The 20,875-nt window shown below is 71.4% G+C and carries 20 protein-coding genes and 1 pseudogene; 11 read left to right on the top strand and 10 right to left on the bottom strand.

What is annotated here, in order from left to right; translation table 11 throughout:
* Positions 1 to 110: 110 nt before the first annotated feature.
* Entirely contained in the window at positions 111 to 1,769 is a 1,659-nt protein-coding gene (locus ACFYQA_RS36410; RefSeq protein ID WP_388927435.1) for a catalase, read from the bottom strand.
* A 491-nt stretch (positions 1,770 to 2,260) separates the two neighbouring features.
* Here ACFYQA_RS36410 and ACFYQA_RS36415 point away from each other — a divergent pair.
* A pseudogene (locus tag ACFYQA_RS36415) lies at positions 2,261 to 2,523 on the top strand (MerR family transcriptional regulator); the annotation flags it as partial.
* Positions 2,524 to 2,728: 205 nt separating this feature from the next.
* Here ACFYQA_RS36415 and ACFYQA_RS36420 read toward each other — a convergent pair.
* Positions 2,729 to 4,240: a helix-turn-helix domain-containing protein gene (locus ACFYQA_RS36420; RefSeq protein ID WP_388927437.1), complete on the bottom strand. Its 1,512-nt coding sequence runs from the start codon at positions 4,238 to 4,240 to the stop codon at positions 2,729 to 2,731.
* Between the two features lie 246 nt (positions 4,241 to 4,486).
* On the opposite strand from ACFYQA_RS36420, the gene ACFYQA_RS36425 reads away from it, so the two are divergent.
* From ACFYQA_RS36425 to ACFYQA_RS36435, 3 genes are all read left to right on the top strand, one after another.
* The gene (locus ACFYQA_RS36425; protein ID WP_388927440.1) at positions 4,487 to 5,107 is read left to right on the top strand and encodes an L-threonylcarbamoyladenylate synthase; all 621 of its coding nucleotides are present in this window, start codon (positions 4,487 to 4,489) and stop codon (positions 5,105 to 5,107) included.
* A gap of 228 nt (positions 5,108 to 5,335) precedes the next feature.
* A complete protein-coding gene (locus ACFYQA_RS36430; protein WP_388927443.1) occupies positions 5,336 to 6,091 on the top strand; it encodes a dienelactone hydrolase family protein in 756 nt (251 codons plus the stop codon).
* Positions 6,092 to 6,242: 151 nt separating this feature from the next.
* Positions 6,243 to 7,748, top strand: a complete 1,506-nt coding sequence (locus ACFYQA_RS36435; RefSeq protein ID WP_388927446.1) for a metallophosphoesterase family protein — start codon at positions 6,243 to 6,245, stop codon at positions 7,746 to 7,748.
* Positions 7,749 to 7,796: 48 nt separating this feature from the next.
* Here the strand turns inward: ACFYQA_RS36435 and ACFYQA_RS36440 are convergent, their stop codons facing one another.
* Positions 7,797 to 8,801 carry a TauD/TfdA dioxygenase family protein gene (locus tag ACFYQA_RS36440; RefSeq protein ID WP_388927483.1) on the bottom strand — a complete coding sequence of 335 codons (1,005 nt, stop codon included), beginning with the start codon at positions 8,799 to 8,801 and terminating at the stop codon, positions 7,797 to 7,799.
* Between the two features lie 170 nt (positions 8,802 to 8,971).
* On the opposite strand from ACFYQA_RS36440, the gene ACFYQA_RS36445 reads away from it, so the two are divergent.
* Positions 8,972 to 9,802 (top strand): aldo/keto reductase, encoded by an 831-nt coding sequence (locus tag ACFYQA_RS36445; protein ID WP_388927449.1) that lies wholly within the window; start codon positions 8,972 to 8,974, stop codon positions 9,800 to 9,802.
* 71 nt (positions 9,803 to 9,873) lie between these two features.
* Here ACFYQA_RS36445 and ACFYQA_RS36450 read toward each other — a convergent pair whose 3' ends face one another.
* The 3 genes from ACFYQA_RS36450 to ACFYQA_RS36460 form a co-directional block, all read right to left on the bottom strand.
* Positions 9,874 to 10,341, bottom strand: a complete 468-nt coding sequence (locus tag ACFYQA_RS36450; protein WP_388927452.1) for a peroxiredoxin — start codon at positions 10,339 to 10,341, stop codon at positions 9,874 to 9,876.
* Positions 10,338 to 10,718: a hypothetical protein gene (locus tag ACFYQA_RS36455; protein ID WP_386392247.1), complete on the bottom strand. Its 381-nt coding sequence runs from the start codon at positions 10,716 to 10,718 to the stop codon at positions 10,338 to 10,340. Before ACFYQA_RS36455 ends, ACFYQA_RS36450 begins: the two co-directional genes overlap by 4 nt.
* A 74-nt stretch (positions 10,719 to 10,792) precedes the next feature.
* A complete protein-coding gene (locus tag ACFYQA_RS36460) occupies positions 10,793 to 11,314 on the bottom strand; it encodes a MarR family winged helix-turn-helix transcriptional regulator (RefSeq protein ID WP_388927455.1) in 522 nt (173 codons plus the stop codon).
* Between the two features lie 395 nt (positions 11,315 to 11,709).
* On the opposite strand from ACFYQA_RS36460, the gene ACFYQA_RS36465 reads away from it, so the two are divergent.
* Positions 11,710 to 12,486: an NPP1 family protein gene (locus ACFYQA_RS36465; RefSeq protein WP_386392253.1), complete on the top strand. Its 777-nt coding sequence runs from the start codon at positions 11,710 to 11,712 to the stop codon at positions 12,484 to 12,486.
* Between the two features lie 128 nt (positions 12,487 to 12,614).
* Complete coding sequence (gene hemC / locus ACFYQA_RS36470) at positions 12,615 to 13,550, top strand: hydroxymethylbilane synthase (protein WP_388927458.1); 936 nt, start codon at positions 12,615 to 12,617, stop codon at positions 13,548 to 13,550.
* A gap of 16 nt (positions 13,551 to 13,566) precedes the next feature.
* Here the strand turns inward: hemC and ACFYQA_RS36475 are convergent, their stop codons facing one another.
* Complete coding sequence (locus ACFYQA_RS36475) at positions 13,567 to 14,088, bottom strand: hypothetical protein (protein ID WP_388927461.1); 522 nt, start codon at positions 14,086 to 14,088, stop codon at positions 13,567 to 13,569.
* Between the two features lie 501 nt (positions 14,089 to 14,589).
* Between ACFYQA_RS36475 and ACFYQA_RS36480 the strand changes: the two genes are divergently transcribed.
* Positions 14,590 to 15,384: an RNA polymerase sigma factor SigF gene (locus ACFYQA_RS36480; protein WP_388927464.1), complete on the top strand. Its 795-nt coding sequence runs from the start codon at positions 14,590 to 14,592 to the stop codon at positions 15,382 to 15,384.
* 27 nt (positions 15,385 to 15,411) lie between these two features.
* Here ACFYQA_RS36480 and ACFYQA_RS36485 read toward each other — a convergent pair whose 3' ends face one another.
* The gene (locus ACFYQA_RS36485; RefSeq protein ID WP_386392262.1) at positions 15,412 to 15,786 is read right to left on the bottom strand and encodes an ANTAR domain-containing protein; all 375 of its coding nucleotides are present in this window, start codon (positions 15,784 to 15,786) and stop codon (positions 15,412 to 15,414) included.
* Between the two features lie 253 nt (positions 15,787 to 16,039).
* Here ACFYQA_RS36485 and ACFYQA_RS36490 point away from each other — a divergent pair, with 253 nt between their 5' ends.
* A complete protein-coding gene (locus ACFYQA_RS36490) occupies positions 16,040 to 16,843 on the top strand; it encodes a VOC family protein (protein ID WP_388927467.1) in 804 nt (267 codons plus the stop codon).
* A 58-nt stretch (positions 16,844 to 16,901) separates the two neighbouring features.
* Here the strand turns inward: ACFYQA_RS36490 and glgX are convergent, their stop codons facing one another.
* Together glgX and ACFYQA_RS36500 are read right to left on the bottom strand one after the other, a co-directional pair.
* A complete protein-coding gene (glgX, locus tag ACFYQA_RS36495) occupies positions 16,902 to 19,046 on the bottom strand; it encodes a glycogen debranching protein GlgX (protein WP_388927470.1) in 2,145 nt (714 codons plus the stop codon).
* Positions 19,043 to 19,555: a pep a2 gene (locus ACFYQA_RS36500; protein WP_388927473.1), complete on the bottom strand. Its 513-nt coding sequence runs from the start codon at positions 19,553 to 19,555 to the stop codon at positions 19,043 to 19,045. The genes glgX and ACFYQA_RS36500 overlap by 4 nt, the downstream gene beginning before the upstream one ends.
* A 367-nt stretch (positions 19,556 to 19,922) precedes the next feature.
* On the opposite strand from ACFYQA_RS36500, the gene ACFYQA_RS36505 reads away from it, so the two are divergent.
* Together ACFYQA_RS36505 and ACFYQA_RS36510 are read left to right on the top strand one after the other, a co-directional pair.
* Entirely contained in the window at positions 19,923 to 20,222 is a 300-nt protein-coding gene (locus ACFYQA_RS36505) for a DUF5133 domain-containing protein (RefSeq protein ID WP_386392272.1), read from the top strand.
* Between the two features lie 74 nt (positions 20,223 to 20,296).
* Positions 20,297 to 20,875, top strand: a 579-nt coding sequence (locus ACFYQA_RS36510; RefSeq protein ID WP_388927477.1) for a maltotransferase domain-containing protein, incomplete at its 3' end; no start/stop codon positions are given.

Here is a 20,875-nt window from a genome sequence, read left to right on the forward strand (position 1 = left end):
CCCCGGGGGGGGCGGGGGCGGCGGGGGCCCCGCCGGGGCGCCCCCCCCCCCCCGCGCGCGGGCCCCCCCCCCCCCCCCCCCCCCCCCCCCCCCCCCGCCGGGAGAACCGCTCAGCGGCTCGCCACATGCCGTTCGTCGGGGACGCAGTGGGTCATGGTGAGTCCCTCCACGTCGCGCGGCGGGTTGTCGCCGAGGTTGGCCAGCCGCTTGCGGTCCTCCTCCGTCAGGTCCTGGCTCTCCAGGGGCTTCAGATGGGCGACGTCCTGCGGACTGATGCCGAGGCCGTCGCCGACCCTGCGGCCGAGGTCGTTCTCGGCGAGGAGGCAGTGCCACACCATGCGCTCCTGCACCTTCCGGTCGCACTGGGAGAACAGGTCGACGAAGTTCTTGACCAGGTCGTCGCGCTCCCAGTCCTCCATCAGGCAGTAGCGCTGCCCCGCCTGGAGGTAGTCGTTGGTGCGGGGGATGCGCTTGCGGGTGAGCCGGCCCCGGATCTCCGGGCCCTGCTCGTCGTTCGTCGCGTACTGACCCTCGTGCAGTCCGCCCGTGATCGACGGCTCGTAGTTGACCTGCGGGTTCCCCCCGCCGCCGTCCACGTGGTACGTCATCTGGCCGTCACGCTGGTTGGTGCGCACCTCGGAGTTCTTGGCCTGGTTGACGGGGAGCTGCAGGTAGTTCGGACCGACGCGGTGGCGTTGGGTGTCGCTGTAGGAGAAGGTCCGGCCGACGAGCATCTTGTCGTCGGAGAAGTCCAGGCCGTCGACGAGGACACCGGTGCCGAACGAGATCTGCTCGTTCTCCGCGAAGTAGTTGTCCGGCATCCGGTTCAGCACCATCCGGCCCACCGGCTTCGGTGGGAAGTCCTGCTCGGGCCAGGTCTTGGTGTCGTCCAGCGGGTCGAAGTCCAGCTCCGGGTGGTCGTGGTCGTCCATCATCTGGACGAGCAGCTCCCACTCCGGGTACTCGCCGCGCTCCACCGCCTCGTAGAGGTCCTTGGTGGCGTGGCCGAGAGAGTCGGCCTGCACGTTGGCGGCGTCCTCCTCGGTCATGGAGCGCACGCCCTGCTTGGGCATCCAGTGGTACTTGACGAGCTTGGTCTCGCCCTCGGCGCCGACCCACTTGTAGGTGTTCACACCGAAGCCCTGCATGTGCCGGTAGTCCGCCGGGATGCCCCGCGGGCTGAACAGGTTGACCAGCATGTGCATGGACTCGGGCGTCTGCGACATGAAGTCGAAGATGCGCCGGGGCTGCTGCTCGAAGGTGACCGGGTCGGGCTTGAGGGCGTGGATGACGTCCGGGAACTTGATCGCGTCCCGGATGAAGAAGACACCCAGGTTGTTGCCGACGAGGTCCCAGTTGCCGTCCTCGGTGTAGAACTTCACCGCGAAGCCGCGCGGGTCGCGGGCCGCCTCGGAGGAGTCGCGTCCACCGATGACGGTGGAGAAGCGGATGGCCAGGTCGGTGCGCTTGCCCTGCTCCTGGAAGAGCTTGGCCCGGGTGTAGCGGGAGATCGGCTCGTCCCCCCACTTTCCGTACGCCTCGAAGTAGCCGAAGGCGGTGACACCGCGCGCGTGGACGACGCGCTCGGGGATGCGTTCCCGGTCGAAGTGGCTGATCTTCTCCAGGAACTGGTAGTTCTCCAGCGTTGCGGGCCCCCGGGCGCCGACCGTGCGCTGGTTCTGGTTGTCGTAGACCGGATGGCCCTGGCGGTTGGTGAGTACCTTGCGGTCGTCGCCCGGAGCAGGACCCCGGCTCGAAACATCCGTCATGTCTGTGCACTCCTTCGGCTGCTCATGACTGGTGGCGGGCCGGAGCACGGTGGCGCGCGGCCGCGGGCCGGTCGCCTCCGACTGCGCGGGAACTCCGGTGTCCCGGCAGCCCCGTGTCCCTGTCCCGGTGCCCCCGGTTTCCGGGGAACCACGTGGTCACTCACGCGTCGGTGGCCCGCTCACTGAACGTCCGCCGCCCGACGGCCGGGCCCGCGCGCCTCGCGCACGTCCCGCCGGGGGCTTGCGTACGAGGGCCATGCTGCCGTGCATCACGGAGACCGGCGACTCGGAGCGGCGGCGGCCCGCCGCGTCCGCCGTGCGGCCGGGGTAGTGGTGGGCGGGGCAGCCGGTGTACCCGGTGGGCGCCGGTGTACACCGCGCACTTCCCGGACGGCGTCGACGGGAGCACCGGTGCGCAGCCGCTCGACGGGGTCGGGGTCGGCGAGGGGGGCCCGGCCGAGGGTGACGAGGTCGGCGGCGGGGACCGGCGGCGGATCCAGGAGCTGTACGCGGCGGGGCTGTGCAGCTCGAAGACCGCCGAACTGCTGCCCTGCGTGCGGGGGACAGCGACGGAGGGCCGTCCGAAACGGCGGATGCTCTCCTGGTGAGCGAGTTGACGGTGGAGCGGGATCGCATCGATCTCATGATCGAGCACCTGCGACGCTCCCGCATGCTCCTGGGCGCCGTCATCTCGGCGGCGGTGTCGCGGACCGCTTCGTCGCGGACGGTGGAGCCGGCCCGGCAGACACCGTAGGCGTACGCGGCGCGCGGGAGCGCGACCGGTCCCCCGTTCCGGTCGTGCTCCCGCGGCACGACGAACCTATGTGAATGGCGACACGGCTGTGTATAGCACCGGTGCCCGCTGCGGCGGCCGTGGGACTCAGCCGTGCACAACTGAGTCCGTTACGACCCGTTTCACCCCGCTCGAGCCGGCCGGAACGGGGCCGACGGATCGTCGTTCACCCCGGTGGGTGTGTGGAGGCCGGGCCCGCGAAGACCGGTGTCTCCAGGTCCCCCAGGGCCAGATGGGCGAGCACGACCTCGTACAGGTCGGTGCCGGCGGCCGGCAGTTGGCGCTCAAGGACCGGCTCGGCGCTGCGTACGTGCTCCCGCACGGTCTGCGCGTGGACACCCAAAAGCTGCGCGGCCCGCTCGGCGTTGCCGCCGGCCGCGATCCAGGTGCGCAACGTGCGGCGCAGGGGGCGGGCGTCCTGGTCCAGGCGTTCCAGCAGTTCCCCCGCCCAGGCGCGCACGGCGGGCCCGGACAGCAGGTGGGCAAGTCCGGGGACGGACGCCTCGAAGGTGCTGTCCGCCCGGCCGTCCTGGAGGGTGAACTGGGTGTGCAAGGTCAGGTGCACGACGGCACGGGCGGTGAGGTCGTCGAAGTCGGCGCCCAGCATGTTCTCGACGCGTTCCATACGGGCACGCACCGTGTTGCGGCTCACGCCGAGGATCTTGGCCGTGTTGACGGCGGTGAACTCCAGGCCGAGACGGGTGGTGGCGAGGAGCTCGGCACGGGTGTGGTGCGGCACGGCGTCCAGGGGGCGCAGCAGCCGGGCGGTCCAGCCACGCAGCGCCGCCGGGTCCATCAGCCGCTCGGGACGGGTGCGTTCGGCGTACACCGCGGTCTTGTCCGGGCGGAAGCGCGCCACGGCGAGGGCGCTGACGGCCTGCCCGTACGCGGTGGCGGTCCGGGCGAGGCTCTGCCGGACGCTGCCGCCGAGGAAGGTGTCCGGATGCCGTTCGACCAGGGACTTCAGATCGCCGGCGGTCGCCTCGCGGGGACTGACGACGATCACGTGCCCGTCCATCGCCGGGCACCGCACGACCAGCGCCTCCTCCTCCGTGCCGTGCAGGGCCTCCTCGGCCAGGCGATCGCGGCGGGCGGGCTCGGACTCGACGACGTAGACGCACGCGGTGTCGGCATCGAGCAGGCCCGGCCAGAGTCCCGCGGCCACCCGGCGGGCCGCGACGGTGTCCTCGACCATGAGCAGTTGGAGGATCGCCAGCCGCAGGTCGGCGCTGGCCCGACGTAGCCGCTGCCCGGCCGCGGTGGTCTCACCGGCGGTCAGCAGCAGCTCGATCACCTGGGCGGTGTGCGTGATGACGTCGGCACTGTGCCGGTCGAAGGGGGTGTCCCGGGAGACTGCCAGCGCCCAGGTCCGGAAGGGATGCCCGACCTGCACCAGGCGCAGGTGCCGCTCGCCGTCCTCCCAGGCGGCGGAGGCGATCCGGCCGGAAGTGACATCGGCGACGAGGTTCTCGTCCAGCGCCGGCCCGCTTCCGGCGACGAGCGCGCCGGTGTCGTCCCGGAGCGCCGCCGCCCCGTGCACGGTGCCGGCGAGCCAGTCGACGACCCTGCGGACGCTGCGGCCGGACGGCCGCAGGTGCTCCAGCAGTTCCTGCGCCCACCCGGGCTGTTCACCGGCCGTCGTCGCCGGCTGCGGGATGTTGTCCTTACGCGCTGCCACCTCGGTCTTCCCCTCGTACGCCGGGCCTCTTCGGCCCGGCACCGGACGTTACCCCACGGATGCGGCCGGCTCATGCCGGGCGGACGGGGTGAAGGGGAAGTCCCGCACGACGTCGGCACACCGTCGACACGCCGTCGGCACATGGGCAGCCCACGGGCGGGTACGGGACCAGAGCGCGGGGCCGGGGCGCGGGCGGCCCGGCCGGGGGTGTGCGGTCCTGCCGTGCGGGCGGCATAAGCTCGGTGAATGGCGAAGTACTTCGATGTGCACCCCGAAAATCCCCAGCCGCGCACCATCTCCCAGGTCGCCGCGAGCATTCGCGACGACGCTCTGATCGCGTACCCCACGGACTCCTGTTACGCGCTCGGTTGCCGGCTCGGCAGCCGGGAGGGCATCGACCGGATCCGTACCATCCGCAAGCTGGACGACCGGCACCACTTCACTCTGGTGTGCCGGGACTTCGCTCAGCTCGGCCAGTTCGTACAGATCGACAACGACGTGTTCCGCGCAATCAAGGCGTCCACGCCGGGCAGCTACACGTTCATCCTGCCCGCGACGAAGGAGGTGCCGCGCATGCTCCAGCATCCGAAGAAGAAGACCGTCGGCGTGCGCATCCCCGACCACGTCGTCACCCAGGCGCTGCTCGCGGAGCTGGGCGAGCCCCTGCTGTCCAGCACCCTGCTGCTGCCCGGCGAGGACGAGCCGATGACCCAGGGCTGGGAGATCAAGGACCGGCTCGACCACGTGGTGGACGCGGTGCTCGACTCCGGGGACTGCGGCACCGAGCCGACCACGGTGATCGACTTCTCGGGCGGCGAGGCCGAAATCGTGCGGCGGGGCGCGGGCGACACCTCACGGTTCGAGTAACGGCGGCGCGGTGAACTGCCCCGATACGGGCCGCCGGGATCCGCGGGAGCGGTGACGAACGTACCGGGGCGGGCGCAGGTTTGTCCCAAAGGAGCGGCTGTTGCACCGTGTTGAACCGGTCAGGACCGAAGTGCCGGGACCGGGGCATGTCACGATGGAGCGTGATCCGCTCCGCTCTCCGCGAGGGCGGCCCCGGTCCGACATCCCGCAGAGAGGCATCCACCGGCCATGACTGCCGTACAGGGAAGCACTGTTGACATCACCACCGAGGACGGTACTGCCGACGCGTATCTGACGCATCCCGCCGACGGGGGTCCCCGGCCGGCGGTCCTGTTCTACATGGACGCCTTCGGGCTGCGGCCGCGGATGCGGGCGATGGCCGACCGGCTGGCGGAGGCCGGGTACACGGTCCTGGTACCGAACGTGTTCTACCGCCATGGGCGCAGTCCGGTGGTCGAACTGCCCGAGTTCATCGACCCGGTGGCGCGGCCGGAGATCTTCCGGCGTATCGGGCCGATCCTGCAGGAGCTGACACCGGAACTCGCCATGCGCGATGCCGGCGCCTATCTGCGGTGGCTGGCCGGCCACCCCGCGGCGGCCGACGGCCCGGTGGCGGTGACCGGCTACTGCATGGGCGCGGTGCTCTCCCTCCGTACGGCGGGCACCTACCCGGACCGGGTGGCGGCCGCCGCGGGGTTCCACGGGGCCCGGCTGGCGCCGGACGCGCCGGACAGCCCGCATCTGCTGGCCGACAGGATCACCGCGGAGCTGTACTTCGGTCACGCCGACCAGGATCCGTCGATGCCCGAGGAGCAGATCGAGCGGCTGGAGCAGGCGTTGGCCGCGGCCGGGGTCCGGCACCGCTGCGAGGTGTACACCGGGGCCCGGCACGGCTACACGCAGGCGGACACCGCCGCCTACGACAAGGAGGCGGACGAGCGTCACTGGGCCGCGCTGCTGGACCTGTTGAACCGCGCCTTCTGACGAGCCCGCCGGGCCTCGTTCTCCGAGAGTCCTGTTGAGGGGCGCCGACCGAGCGAAGTCTTCAACGCCTCACTGAAAAAACCCAGTTCAGGTATACCGCTGCCCTTACCCGCTCTCCGGCCGCTCGCGGCGCCGTTGTTACGGTGCTCCGATGTCAGACTCTTCACGCGACACGGCCGAGGGCGCCGGCTGGGGCACCGGGCAACGGGGCGAGTACCGGAGGTTGTTGCCGTCCGAGGACGAGAAGATCTCCTGGTTCGACCCGCGCATGTTGTGGGCCGCCCGCAACGGGGTTCTGGCCTCCTGGCTCGGGGACCCGACGGGCCGCACCCGCAGCCGGTGGGTGGCCCGGCGGGCGGCGGCCGGCGCGCCCGCCGACAAGGTGATCAGGCACGGCGGTCCGGACCGGTTCTCCTTCCTGGTCATCGGCGACACCGGCGAGGGAGGCGAGCCCCAGTACGCCGTCGTACCGGGGCTGCTGGAGGAGGGCCGGGACACCGCCTTCACCGTGCTGGCCAGCGACGTGATCTATCCGGTGGGCAGCGCCGACGACTACGGCGACAAGTTCTTCCGCCCGTATCAGGACTACAAGGCGCCCATCTACGCGATACCCGGCAACCACGACTGGTACGAGGACCTCGGCGGGTTCATGCGCGTCTTCTGTGACGACGCCCCTCCCCTGCCGCTCGAGCCCGCCCCGCGTCCCTTCACCAGGGCGTGGCTGCGTTCCCTGCTGTGGCACCGGCCGCGCCCGGGTGACGGCCGCCACCTCGCCGAGGCGCGCAAGCTGCGGTCCGGCCCAGAACAGCAGGCGGTGCAGCCGGGCCCGTACTGGGCGATCGACGCGGGGCCGGTGCGGATCATAGGTATCGACACCGGCCTGCTGGGAACCGTCGACGCCGAGCAGGGCTCCTGGCTGCGAGAGGTGTCCCGGGGGCCGCGCCCGAAGATCCTCGTGACCGGCTCGCCGCTGTACGTGGACGGCGCGCACCATCCCTGTCCCGTCGAGGGCGGGGGGACCGTCGACGACATCGTCCGTGACCCGGACCACCGCTATGTGGCGGCGATCGGTGGCGACATCCACAACTACCAGCGCTATCCGGTCCGTCTGGGCGACGGCCGTACGCTCCAGTACGTGGTGGCGGGCGGTGGCGGCGCCTTCACGCACGCCACCCACACCATTCCCCGCGTCGACGTCGCCGGCGTCACCGAGCAGGACTTCCGCTGCTATCCGCTGCGCGGCGACTCCCTCGCCTTCTACAGCGCGCTCTACGCGCGCCGGACGCGGCTGCGCCGCTTCTTCACCCTCACCGATGCCGAGGCGACGGCCGTGATCGCCGAACGCCTCGGCATCGGTCCCACCCGCGTGCCGAGCACGCCTGCCCGGATCACCCGGCGGGTGCGGCTGGTCGCCGGACTGCTCGGGACCGGCCGTCGGCCCGATCGGGGCAAGCGGTTCAGGCTGCCCGTGCGCAAGGTCCACACGCAGTTGTTCTCGCCCGGTTCGGCCACCTACACGCCACCGTTCTTCAAGTGCTTCCTGCGGCTGGACGTGGGCCCGGACGCGATCCGGTTGCGCTGTCACGCCGCCACCGGCAACCTCGCGCAGGAGGTCGCTCCACCGGTCGAGGACGAGGTGATCATCCCGCTGACGTGACCGGACCCCCGGCGCGGGGCAGCCGAGCGGGGCCGGTCGGGCCTGCGGTCACCAGCGTCCGGGGGCGGTTCCGGTGATCGGCTCCGAGGGGCGGCCGTCGGTGCCGACCGGTACCTCTCCGGCAAGCATCACCCGGTGCATGATCCGCGGGTGGTCGAGGTGGGCGGTGTCGCCCGGGGCGAGGTGGATGGTGGCACGGTTGTCCCAGAACGCCACGCTCCCCGGCTCCCACCGGAAACGCACCGTGTACTCGGGCCGGGTCGCCTGCTCCAGCAGCATCTCCAGGATCGCCCGGCTCTCCGGCCGGGACAGCCCGGTGATCTGCTCGACGTAGTAGCCGTTGACGAACAGCACCCGCTCCCCCGTCTCCGGATGGACCCGCACCAGGGGATGCTCGGAGGCGGTCTGGTGGTCCAGCAGATGCCGCACATAGGCGTCGTCGCCGGACCGGGGCAGGTAGCCGACCCCCAGCCGGTGTTCGGCACGCAGCCGGTCGGCGAACTCCCTTACCGGGGCGGACAGTCCGGCGTAGGCGGCGGCCAGGTTCGACCAGGTGGTGTCGCCGCCGTAGGGCGGGACGGTCTGGGCGCGCAGGATCGTCGCGGCCGGCGGGTCGATCCGGGCGCCGTGGTCGCAGTGCCAGCCACGCACCAGGGTGTGGCGGCGCCGCCGCAGCCATTCGTCGTGCTCCATGTCGAACCGTCCGCCGAGCTCCAGCCGGTCGGCGGTCGTCTCGATCTCCGGGAAGCCGGGCGGCGACGCCTTGCCCCGCCGGGGCAGGGCGACCGGCTCGCCGAACCGCCGGGCCAGCGCCACATGCCCGGCGTGGTCCAGTCGCTGCCCGCGGAAGAACACCACCTTCCAGCGCAGGACCGCCGCCCGGATGGCGGTGATCACGGCGTCACCGGGCTCGTCGGCGAGGTCGACACCAGTGATCTCGGCGCCGATGTGCCCGGCGACCGGACGCACCTCGACGCCCGTACCCGTGCCGGGCCCCGCCCCCGCGCGCCGCTTCCCGTCCGTGTGCTGCCCGACGCTCTTCGTACCGTCCATGCCGCTCCCGCCCATGCTCATGTGTGCCCCCTCCATCGGTTCGTCCCCGGCCGGCGCCGGTTCGGATGCGTCGTGTCGTCCGTCCGTCCGGCCCGCCCGTCAGGTTGATCGTTGGCCGCCCGGTCGGTGAGGCTGGAGGGAGACGACACTGTCAACGGGAAGGTCCCCTCGTGATCAGCATCCCGAACCACACACTCAATGACGGCACGACGATCCCCGCCCTGGGTCTGGGCACCTGGCCGATGGACGACGCGCAGGCCGAGCAGTCCGTGACCACGGCCCTGGAAATGGGATACCGCCTCGTCGACACCGCGACGAACTACCGCAACGAGACCGGTGTCGGCCGTGCCGTGGCCCGTGCCGGCGTGCCGCGCGAGGAGGTCGTCGTGACGACGAAGCTCCCCGGCCGCCACCACGGCTACGAGGAGACCCTCGCCTCCTTCGAGGAGTCCCGCACGCGGCTCGGCCTGGAGTACGTCGACCTGTATCTGATCCACTGGCCGCTCCCCCGGGTCGGCAGGTACGTCGACTCCTGGAAGGCCATGATCAAGCTGCGCGAGGACGGTCTCGTACGGTCGATCGGCGTCTCCAACTTCACGCCCGCCCACATCGAGCGGCTGGAGAAGGAGACCGGGGTGCTGCCCTCGGTCAACCAGGTCGAGCTGCACCCGTTCTTCCCCCAGGAGGAGCTGCGCTCCCACCACGCGGACAAGGGAGTGCTCGTCGAGAGCTGGAGTCCGCTGGGCCGGGGTTCGCAGCTCCTGGACGACCTTGCCGTGGTCGCCGTCGCCGAGGCCCACGGGGTCACCCCGGCCCAGGCGGTGCTGCGCTGGCACATCCAGCTCGGGGCGCTGCCCGTGCCCAAGTCGGCCGACCCCGAGCGGCAGCGCACCAACCTCGATGTCTTCGGCTTCACGCTGGACGACGCCCAGATGCACACCCTCACGGACCGGTCCCACCGGCGGATCGGCGGGGACCCGGAGGTGCACGAGGAGTTCTGAGCCCCGCCCGCCGACGGGCCCACGGCCGCACACGTGGTCCAGCCGTGGGCCGTGGGCCCGTCAGGTGCGGGTCACGCCCGGTGGTCGCGGAGTGCGGCGAGCGCGCGGTCGGCGTGCACGTTCATCCGCAGTTCGCTGCGCACGACCTCGAGAACGGTGCGGTCCTGCCCGATGACGAAGGTGACGCGCTTGGTGGGCGCCAGGGAGATGCCCCTCTTCACCCCGAACCGCTCACGGACGGCGCCGTCGGCGTCGGACAGCAGGGGCATGCCGAGCGAGTACCGTCCGGCGAACTCCGCCTGCCGTTCGACGGCGTCACCACTGACGCCCACCGGCTGTGCACCGGCCGCGGCGAACTCGGCGGCCAGGTCACGGAAGTGACAGGCCTGCGCGGTGCAGCCGGCGGTCAGCGCGGCCGGATAGAAGAACAGCACCACGGGCCCCTCGGCGAGCAGCTCCGACAGCCTGCGGACGGTGCCCGTCCCGTCCAACAGCGCGAAGTCCTCGACCGTGTCGCCCTTCTCCGGGCTTCTGCTCACGACGCACTCTCCGCGCCCTTGGCGACCCCCCGCGCCCACAGCACCAGCGGCAGTTGCAGGGGCAGCCGCCCCCAGGCGGCGGCCTGCTGCGGCGCAGGGCGGCGACGCCAGTCCACAGCCATCTTCACGTTGGCGGGGAAGACCCCGACGAAGAAGGCGGCCGTGGCCAGTGCGGCGACCCTGCGGGTCTGCGGCAGCGCCACTGCGGCAGCCAACGTGAGCTCGGCGGCGCCGCTGGCGTAGGTCCAGGCCCGGGGCGAGCCCGGCAGGGAACGCGGCACGATGTGGTCGAACTGGTGCGGGGCGGTGAAGTGGGCGGTGCCCGCGGCGGCCAGCAGGCCGGCGAGCAGCAGGGGTGAGCGATCGGACCGTGACACGGTTCCTCCTCCGGTGGCCTGCCCCGCGACATTACCGGACGGTAAGTACGGGAGGCCGCCGGGCCGGGAGCGTGTCAGGCGGCTCCGGCCGGGGTGGCGCTGCGCGGTTCCGCTTCCCCTTCGGCGGCGTGGGCGAGGAAATCGTCGACCATGCGGTGGAAGAGCGTGGCGAGCTGCCGCAGTTCCGCCGGGGACCAGTCGGAGAGAGCCACCTGCATGGCCCGCGCCCCGACCTCACGGATGCGGGTGATGGCCTCCCGGCCCGTCTCGGTGAGTTCGACGCGGTGGGCGCGGCGGTCGTCGGGATCCGGGATCCGGGTGACGTGGCCGGACTTCTGCAGTTGCTGCACGGTGCGGGTGACGTGCGACGCCTCGACGCCCAGGCGGGCTGCCAGCTCGCCCGGCCGCAGCGGTTCGGTGTCGGCCGCCTGCCGCAGCAGCGCGACGGCCGCACGGTCCAGGGGGACGCCCGCCATGGCCATCAGCCGTTCGTGCCGGCGGGCGCGGGAGCCAAGATAGGTGACGCGCGTGAGTGCACGCTCGATCTCGGCCACCTCCGGCGAGGCGGGGATGTCGGGTACCGAGGATGCGCACATGCATCTACTTTACCATCTCATTGCGTAACTCAATCAATCTGCGGGGGCACGGAACGTACCACTCCGCCCGCCTGCGGGCGCCGTTCCGGCGAAGCCGCGGGCCGCGACGCGCGGCGAAAGGTGCGGAGTCCACCCCCCCGTCCGCACCCCGCCACCGACCGCACGGACGCGCACCGGGTGCCGCCGCGCCGGCCGGCGAGGTGCGCCGCAGCGCCCGTACCCGGTACGGCATTCCGGACGAGACGGAGTGATCCGGCAGCGGCTCCACAAGTGTTGAGGAACGCTTAACCATCGGTACGCCAACGAGCCCTTGGCATGGCCGCGTCCAACCGCGATGCTGAACCTCCTTGCCCCCCACAGCCGTTGGGCTGCGCCCGGATTCCGAGGAGGACGCAGTGTCGTCGAGCACCTTCCGAACGCACCGCAGGAGATGGCTGACCGGTCTCGCCGGCGCCTTCGCCTTCGTCATCGCCTTCCCCGCCACCGCCTTCGCCGCACCACCGCCGGCCCTGCCGGCCGCCGCCGACTCTCTCGACCGGACGTACCAGCCCGCCTACGACTACGACACCGACGGGTGCTACCCCACCCCCGCGATCGGTCCGGACGGTGCGATCAACCCCGGGCTCAACCCGACGGGCGCCCTCAACGGCAACTGCCGTGACGCCCCGGACCTGGACAGCACCAACGGCTACTCGCGTTCGAAGTGCAACAACGGCTGGTGCGCCATCGTCTACGCCCTGTACTTCGAGAAGGACCAGGCCCTTCCGGGCATCAGCCTCGGCGGCCACCGCCACGACTGGGAGCACGTCGTGGTGTGGGTGCAGAACGACACGGCCCAGTACGTCTCCACCTCCAACCACGGCTCGTTCTCGATCCATGCGAGGTCGGCGGTCCGCTTCGACGGGACGCACCCGAAGATCGTCTACCACAAGGACGGCATCAGCACGCACTGCTTCCGGCTCGCGAGCGCGGGCGACGAACCGCCGGAGAACCACAAGGGCACCTGGCAGTACCCGGCGCTGGTCGGCTGGAACGGATATCCGGCCGGGCTGCGCGACAAGCTCGTCCAGCACAACTTCGGCAGTGCGAACTTCGGCCTCAAGGAAGGGAGTTTCGCCTCCCATCTCGCCGCGGCGAAGCCGTCGGGCATCCCGTTCGACCCGAACGCCTGACCTGGAGAACCCTCCAGGTCCGCACATCCGGCCGCCCGCCACCGGGAGCCCGGACGAATCCCTCGTCCGGGCCTCCGGACCGGCCCGCCCTGCACGGGCGCCCGTGCAGAAGGGTCTATCGTGTCGCCATGTCCGTCCCCGAACTGATCCGTATCGTCTCCCGCGACTCGCCCATGGCGCTCGCCCAAGTGGAGCGTGTCCGGGCTGACTTGGCCGACGCCCTGCCCGGTGTGCGCACCGTGGTCGTCCCCGTGCGGACCACCGGCGACAAGTGGCTGGGCGACCTGGCGCGGGTGGAGGGCAAGGGCGCGTTCACCAAGGAGGTCGACGCCGCGCTGCTGACCGGCGAGGCGGATCTCGCGGTGCACTGCGTCAAGGACGTGCCCGCCGACCGCCCGCTCCCCGCAGGCACCGTGTTCGCCGCGTTCCTGAAGCGGGACGACGTCCGTGACGCCCTCGTGCACCCGGACGGACTCACCCTGGACGAGTTGCCGGCCGGGGCCCGGATCGGCACCTCCTCCGTGCGCCGTGTCGCGCAGCTGGCCGCCTCCCATCCACACCTCCAGTGCGTACCGTTCCGCGGCAACGCCAACCGGCGGCTGGCGAAGCTCGCAGCGGGTGAGGCCGACGCGCTGCTGCTCGCGGTCTCCGGTCTGGAGCGCATCGACCGCCGCGACGTGATCAGCGAGCTCCTCTCCCCCGAAACGATGATGCCGCCCATCGGCGCGGGCGTTCTCGCGCTCCAGTGCCGTGAGGACGACACGGATCTCATCGACGCGGTCAGTGCCCTCGGCCATCCGGACACGCATCGGGAGACCACCGCCGAGCGGATGTTCCTGCACGTGCTGCAGGGACACTGCAACAGCCCGATCGCCGGGTACGCGCGGGTCGACCGGAGCGGCGAACTGTCACTGCGGGCCTGTGTCTTCACCCCGGACGGCAAGGTACGGCTGAACGCCCACGAGTGGGCCGGCCCGCTGGATCCGGCGACGCTCGGTATCTCGGTCGCGGTCGCCCTGCTGCGTCAGGGCGCCCGCGAGATCATCGACGGGATCCCGCACTGACACCGGTTCAACCGGCTCAGGCGGTGCCCTCTTCGGCCTGTTCCTGCAGAAACACGCCGATCTGATGCACGAGGCCTTCCCGGACCCCGCCCGCCGTGGTCGCGGCGGGTCCCTCACGCACGTCGATGCCGCCCGACCACAGGCGGCGACCGGTCCACTCCTCGTCGACCCGCAACTGCACCTGGACGTCGACATGGCTCAGGGACGCCTCGGGGCCGGCCGCGTAGAGCACGGCGGTGGCGCGGCGCAGCGGATAGACGTCGAATCCCTCGATGAACTGCGAGTTGCGCCAGTCGAGGAACGCGCTCTCCCCGTCGGGGCCGATCCGTACGTCGACCTGACCGTCCTCGAGATGAATTCCGACGTTCCGTTCGCCGCGGTTCTCGACGGTCACGCGGACGCTGAAGTACGTCAGCCCTTGGGTGGCGTCGTCCCGTCCACGGGGCGGCTCGCCCGATTCCAGACGGTGGACGCGGACCCGCAGACCGGCATGTTCGTCGTACTCCTGCCAGTCCCCGACCACGTTCGGCTCGTACACGGTGCACCTCTCGACTTCTGTCGGTGTTTCCTATCTGTGGGCTCGGCGCACTGTCAAATGAGCGGAATGCGCCATGGTCAGACACTTCGTCCCCGGCGGCCGCCGATCAAGCGCTGCGCTGGCACAATCCGCCGGACCCGCCGGCCGGCCCGCGCGGCGGCGTGCCGCACATCACGTCGCCCATGGTGATCGCCGCACCCCGTCCCGGCGGTCCCCGGGCCGGCGCCGCGACCGGCACAACGGCCCCACCGGCCTCCGGAATTTCACGCGCTGAATTTCCCCGATTTCACAGCGTGCGATCCCTTCAATTCCCAGAGCATTCCCGCACCGAATTCAGGAAACCGTTTCACCACCGCTGGACGGGGAATGACTGGTTCAGTGCTTCGGACCGGAGGCACGACCGTGGGAACCGGCTCGCCGCCCCGGGTCTCCTCCGTGTGGTCCGAGTCCGCGCTCCCACGGTGCCCGTCCACCCGGCACCTGCTCAGGGAGGTGCGCGTCATGCGTATCGCCGGCAGTACCACGAAGCCGCACCCTCACCACGACGCCCCGGACACCGCTCAGGACTTCGTCCGCTTCGCCCGGCTGCCACAAGGCCCCGAGCGCAAGGCGCTGCGGGACGGACTCGTCCGTTCCTGGCTCCCCATGGCCGAGCGGATCGCCGTGCGCTTCCGCGGGCGCGGTGAGGCGCTGGAGGACCTGTACCAGGTGGCTGCCCTGGGGCTGGTCAAGGCCGTCGACCACTACGACCCGGCGCGCGGCACCGCCTTCGAGGCGTACGCCGTGCCGACCGTCACCGGGGAGATCAAACGCCACTTCCGTGACCACATGTGGACCCTGCACGTGCCCCGTCGGGTGCAGGACCTGCGCAACCGGGTGCGGCACGCCGCCAAGGAGCTGGCGCAGATCACTCCCGGCCGGGCCCCGACGACCGCCGAGATCGCCGCGTACGCGCAGCTGACCGAGGACGAGGTGCGCACCGGCACGGAGGCCCTGGAATGCTTCTCCACGCTGTCGCTGGAGGCGGAGATGCCGGGCACGGACGGCTACGCGCTCGGGGACTCGCTCGGCGGCCCGGACCCCGCGTACGACACGGTCGTCGACCGGGTGGCGGTCCGGCCCTGCCTCGAGGCGCTTCCGGAGCGCGAGCGGCTCATCCTCTATCTGCGGTTCTTCCGGGGCATGACGCAGAGCAGTATCGCCGAGTTGCTCGGCATCTCGCAGATGCACGTGTCCCGCCTGCTCAGCAATTGCTTCGCCCAGGTGCGCGAGGAGCTACGGGCAGAGGCCGGCTGAACCGGTCGGTGCGGACCGGTCGGCCCGTCACGGTCCGGCCATCGCGCCCCGGGCGCAGGGTGGGCCGGCGGGACGGGCCGGGGCGGCCGGGCCGGTGGCCTCCGGACCACCCGGGGCACCGAGCCGGTCCAGGGCCTTCTCCAGCTCCGCCCGGATCCCCGGCGGCAGCACACCGGTGCGTCCCGAGGCCACGATCGTCCCGGCGATGTCGCGGAGCTTGACGTTGGTGTGCTGGGAGACCTCCCTCAGCACCGTCCACCCCTGATCGGGCGACACCCGTCCGAGGGCGACGACCACGCCGATCGCCTGGTCCACCACCGCGTGCGAGACGACCGCCTCCTTCAGCTGCTGCACCTCTTCCTCCAGCTGAAGGATTCGGTCCGCTTCCCCGTCCGTGGGCATGGTCACCTCCGGGTCCGGTGTGCCGCTCCCGTACCGTCCGCACCCTCGTTCGGGCGCCTCAGCGAGTGTCCGGTTCCTCCATCGTCGTCACTCGTCCCGCCCTGTGCCACCGGGCGCGTCCATGGCCCCTGCGGCACGGGTCCGGGTACCACCGCCGGGGTACTCGGCAGGCGCCCGGAGCCCTACAGGCCCGACACTGGAGTCCACGGGTCACTGCCAGGCCGACGAGATCAGCGATCAGGACGCGACTGTGATGAACCACGACATACCCTCCCCCTCCGGCACGACGGACGTCTTCTCGACGCGCTCCACGTACGGGACGCCCTGCTGGGTGAGTCTGACCAGCCGCGATCTGGGGACGACCGAGGAGTTCTACGGGGCCGTGCTGGGCTGGCGGTGGCGCACGGCCCGGCTGGGCGAACGGTTCCGGGTCGCCCTGGCGGACGGCGCGCCGGTGGCGGGCGTCGCCGCGGTCGCCGACATGTGGCGGATGGCCGTGGCCTGGACCCCGTACTTCGCCGCGCGCAGTGCGGACGAGGCGGTGGCGCGGGTACAGGAACGCGGCGGCACCCTGGCGGTCGGCCCGATCTCACTGCCCCCGGGGCGCGCGGCGCTGCTGGCCGACCGGGACGGCGCGACCTTCGGGGTGTGGGAGGGCGAGCTGTCCACCGACTGGCTCAGCTGGCAGCGGTCCCAGCCCTCCTTCATCAGGCTGCACACCCGGGACGCCTTCGACGCCGCCATCTTCTACGGCGAGGTATTCGACTGGGGTGCGACGGGGGCGGGTCGTACGGAGGTCGTCTACGAGGGCGACGAGGTGGTGCTGCGCGGCGACGGGCACGTACTCGCCTGCATCCAGTCGGGAGCGCTGGGATCGGCACCCGATCCGACGATCCGGCCGCACTGGCAGGTGCACTTCTCCGTGCCGGACGTGGACGCCTGCGTCCGTGCGGCCGAGCGGCACGGCGGCAGCGTGGTGACCCAGGGCGACGGCGAGGCCGTGCTGCGCGACAACGAGGGCGCCGTGTTCACGGTGACCGCGCGCCGGGCCCGCTGACCCCGGCCGGGCGCCCGCGGTCCTCCCAGGGCGCACCTCCCCGGCAGGACCGCGGTCCTCACTCCGCGGTGTGCGACGGCCGGGACAGCAGCACCAGGCTGCGCGAGCCCACGGTCAGCCTGGTGTCCGCCTTGCACTCCGACTCGTCGGGGACACCGTCCGGGTCGGCGGTGTCGATCAGCGCCGTCCAGCGCTCGCCGTAGGCGGCGTCCGGAAGGCGGAAGTCCACCGGCTCCCAGTGGCTGTTGAGCAGCAGCAGGAAGGAGTCGTCGACCAGGCGCCGGCCGCGCGGGTCCGGTTCGGCGATGGCGTCGCCGTTGAGGAAGACACCGACGCTGTGCGCGTCCGAGCGCCGCCAGTCGACGTCGGACATCTCCTCGGCGTTCGGCAGCAGCCACACCAGGTCGGGCAGGCCCCGGCCCTCGCGGGACGCCGGCCCACCGTGGAAGAAGCGGCGGCGGCGCAGTACGGGATGGGCGATCCGCAGCGAGATGACACGCCGGGTGAAGTCCAGCAGGGCACGCTGCTCCTCGGTCAGCTTCCAGTTTATCCAGGAGATATCGTTGTCCTGGCAGTAGGCGTTGTTGTTGCCGCGCTGGCTGCGGCCCACTTCGTCGCCGTGCGAGAGCATCGGGATGCCCTGCGAAAGAAGCAGTGTGGCAAGGAAGTTGCGCTGGCGGCGGGCCCGCAGTTCGAGCACGGACGGGTCGTCGCTGTCGCCCTCCGCGCCGCTGTTCCAGGACCGGTTGTGACTCTCGCCGTCCCGGTTGCCCTCGCCGTTGGCCGTGTTGTGCTTGTCGTTGTACGAGACGAGGTCGCGCAGGGTGAAGCCGTCGTGCGCGGTGACGAAGTTGACGCTGGCGCGGGGCCGTCGCCTGCTGTGCGCGTACAGGTCGGAGGAGCCGGTGAGACGGGAGGCGAACTCGCCGAGCGTGTGCGGCTCGGTACGCCAGAAGTCCCGTACGGCGTCCCGGTACTTGCCGTTCCACTCCGACCACAGCTGGGGGAAGTTGCCCACCTGGTAGCCGCCCTCACCGACGTCCCACGGTTCGGCGATGAGCTTGACACGGCTGATCACGGGGTCCTGTTGGATGAGGTCGAAGAACGCGGAGAGCCGGTCCACCTCGTGGAACTGCCGGGCCAGCGTGGCCGCGAGGTCGAAGCGGAAGCCGTCGACATGCATCTCGGTGACCCAGTACCGCAGCGAGTCCATGATCAGCTGGAGTACGTAGGGGTGGCGCATCAGGAGGCTGTTGCCGGTGCCGGTGGTGTCGTAGTAGTGCGACCAGTCGCCGTCCACCAGCCGGTAGTACGCGGAGTTGTCGATGCCGCGGAAGGAGAGGGTGGGACCCTTCTCGTTGCCCTCGGCGGTGTGGTTGTAGACGACGTCCAGGATCACCTCGAGCCCCGCCGCGTGCAGGGTCCGGACCATCGTCTTGAACTCGGCGACCTGCTGTCCACGGGTGCCGTGGGCGGCGTAGGCGTTGTGCGGGGCGAAGTAGCCGATGGTGTTGTAGCCCCAGTAGTTGGCCAGGCCACGGCTCTGCAGCACCCCGTCCTGGACGAACTGGTGCACCGGCATCAGCTCCACCGCGGTGACGCCCAGCGAGGTCAGGTGGTCGACCACCGCCGGGTGCGCCAGTCCCGCATAGGTGCCGCGCAGTTCGTCGGGGACCTCGGGGTGGGTACGGGTCATGCCCTTGACGTGGGCCTCGTAGATCACCGTGTCGGCGTACGGCCGGCCGGGCCGGGTGTCGTCGCCCCAGTCGAACGCCGGGTCGGTCACCACGCCCAGCATGGTGTGTCCGGCGCTGTCCGCCGGGTCCGGGCCGTCGGGACGGCGTTCGTAGAGCGAGGGATGGTTGTCGATCTGCCCGTCGACGGCTGTGGCGTACGGGTCGAGGAGCAGCTTCGCCGGGTTGCAGCGATGCCCGGCGGCCGGGTCCCACGGTCCGTGCACCCGGTAGCCGTAACGCTGACCGGGTCCGATGCCGGGCAGGTAGCCGTGCCACACGAAGCCGTCGGCCTCGGTCAGCGGGACGGTGGTGTGGCGGCCGGCGTCGTCCACCAGGACGAGTTCGACGCCGTCGGCGACCTCGCTGAACAGTGCGAAGTTGGTGCCTTCGCCGTCATGGACCGCACCCAGCGGATAGGGGCGCCCGCTCCACGCGGGCGCCCCTTGGCCGGTTTTCCTCCGGGTCACCGGGCTGCCTCCAGGAGGTCGGCGGGGGCACGCATCAGGCCGGCCAGTTGGGCGACGGTGACCACGCGGGGCAGGTCCAGCCCCTCGCTCACCCTCGGGTCCGGAGCGGTCGGCACCAGCGGGACGCGCTCGTCGGCGCGGGCCCGCTGCGAGAACCAGATGACCTTGCTGCCGGTCTCGGTGGCACAGCAGCCCCAGCCGTCACTACTGGCGGCGATGCGCTCCAGGCAGCCGCGCAGTTGCCGGTCGGGGCGCAGAGCACGGTCGTGGCCCCCGATGGCGGTGATGAGGTGCTGCCCGTTCCACCACATCTCGATCGACGTGTCCTTGTCGGTGGCATGCTCGTCGATGGCGCGCAGCAGCATCTCGGTGCCGCGGCAGACGGGCTCCACCAGGTTCTCCAGGTCCCAGTGCCGGAGGTGGGCGGCCAGAATGCGGCCGACCCGCTCCACGCGCTCCGGGCTGACTTCCACGTCGAGGTGGTAGTAGCAGGGCACTGCGGTCTTCATCGTCGTTGGCTCCTCACCGCGAAGCTCCCGATTTCCCCTCGCCACTGTGGGACGAGCCCCGAACACGAAACGTGAGCGGTTGGCGCTTCTGAGTCATCATCAGCGTGACCGGGTTGGCCCATTCGTGCAACACGAGCGCACGGCCGGGGTGATCGATACGCCGGATGGGCGCAGTTCCCGTCGGCCTCGGACGCCACCCGGCCCGCCACACCGAACCAAGGTCCAACAGGACGCACAGTTACTGATCATGCACCATGTGTGAAGGCCCTCGACCGCCGTCATGGGACCGTGCCCTCCGCGCGCACGGCCGCCGCCCGACCGCCGGAAGAAACGTCCCCCCACGAGCCACGGAAAGGTGGACGACGCCATGCTGCTACCCGCCAGAGCCGAAGTCGCCCGGCAGTTGCGTCGCTACCGGGCCTGGGAACGCGTGATGCTCGCCGCCCCCACCGACCTCACGGTACGGACGACGTTCGAGGACTCGGGCTACACCCTCTGTGTGCTGATGGGCAAACGCTGCGCGCGGGAGGCGGCCGACGCGGCCGAACGGTACCTGCGCACCAGTCTCATCACCTACCTGCAGGAACAGAACGACCGACCCCGACCGGCCACTGCGGCCAGGCGGGGTCCGCCGGCGGTCGAGCGGCGGTCCCCGGCGGGAAGGTGAAGGGCCTTCCCGCCTCATTTTCGTCCCACGACCGGGCACGGGCCCGGCGTCGAGCACGGCGGAGGTACAGACCCATGAAGGCGACCCGGGCCATCGGACGCATCCCGGTACGGGATGTCCGGCCGGCCGTCGAATGCGGCAGACGGCCGGCGAAGGCGGTCGTCGGGGAGACGTTCGAGGTGACGGCGACCGTGTTCCGTGAGGGGCACGACGCGGTGGCCGCCAATGTCGTCCTGAAGGATCCGGAGGGCCGGCGGGGTCCGTTCACGCCGATGCGGGAGCTGGCGCCGGGCACCGACCGCTGGGGCACGGAGATCACCCCGGACGCCGTGGGCCGGTGGACCTACCGCGTCGAGGCATGGGGGGACCCGATCGCCACGTGGCGGCGCCACGCGCGCATCAAGGTGCCCGCGGGGATCGACACGGGTCTGGTGCTGGAGGAGGGCGGTGACCTGTTCGAGCGGGCAGCGGCCGGGGTGCCGAAAGGCGCCGGCCGCTCCCTCGTGCTCGCCGCGGCGAAGACGCTCCGGGACGACTCGCTGCCCCCCGCCACCCGGCTGGCGGGGGCGTTGGTGCCGGAGGTGGACGCGGTGCTGGCCCGGTATCCGCTGCGGGAGCTGGTCACCGCCGGCGACCCGATGCCCCTGCTCGTG

The organism is Streptomyces sp. NPDC005774 (assembly GCF_042871645.1).
GTDB lineage: Bacteria > Actinomycetota > Actinomycetes > Streptomycetales > Streptomycetaceae > Streptomyces > Streptomyces pratens.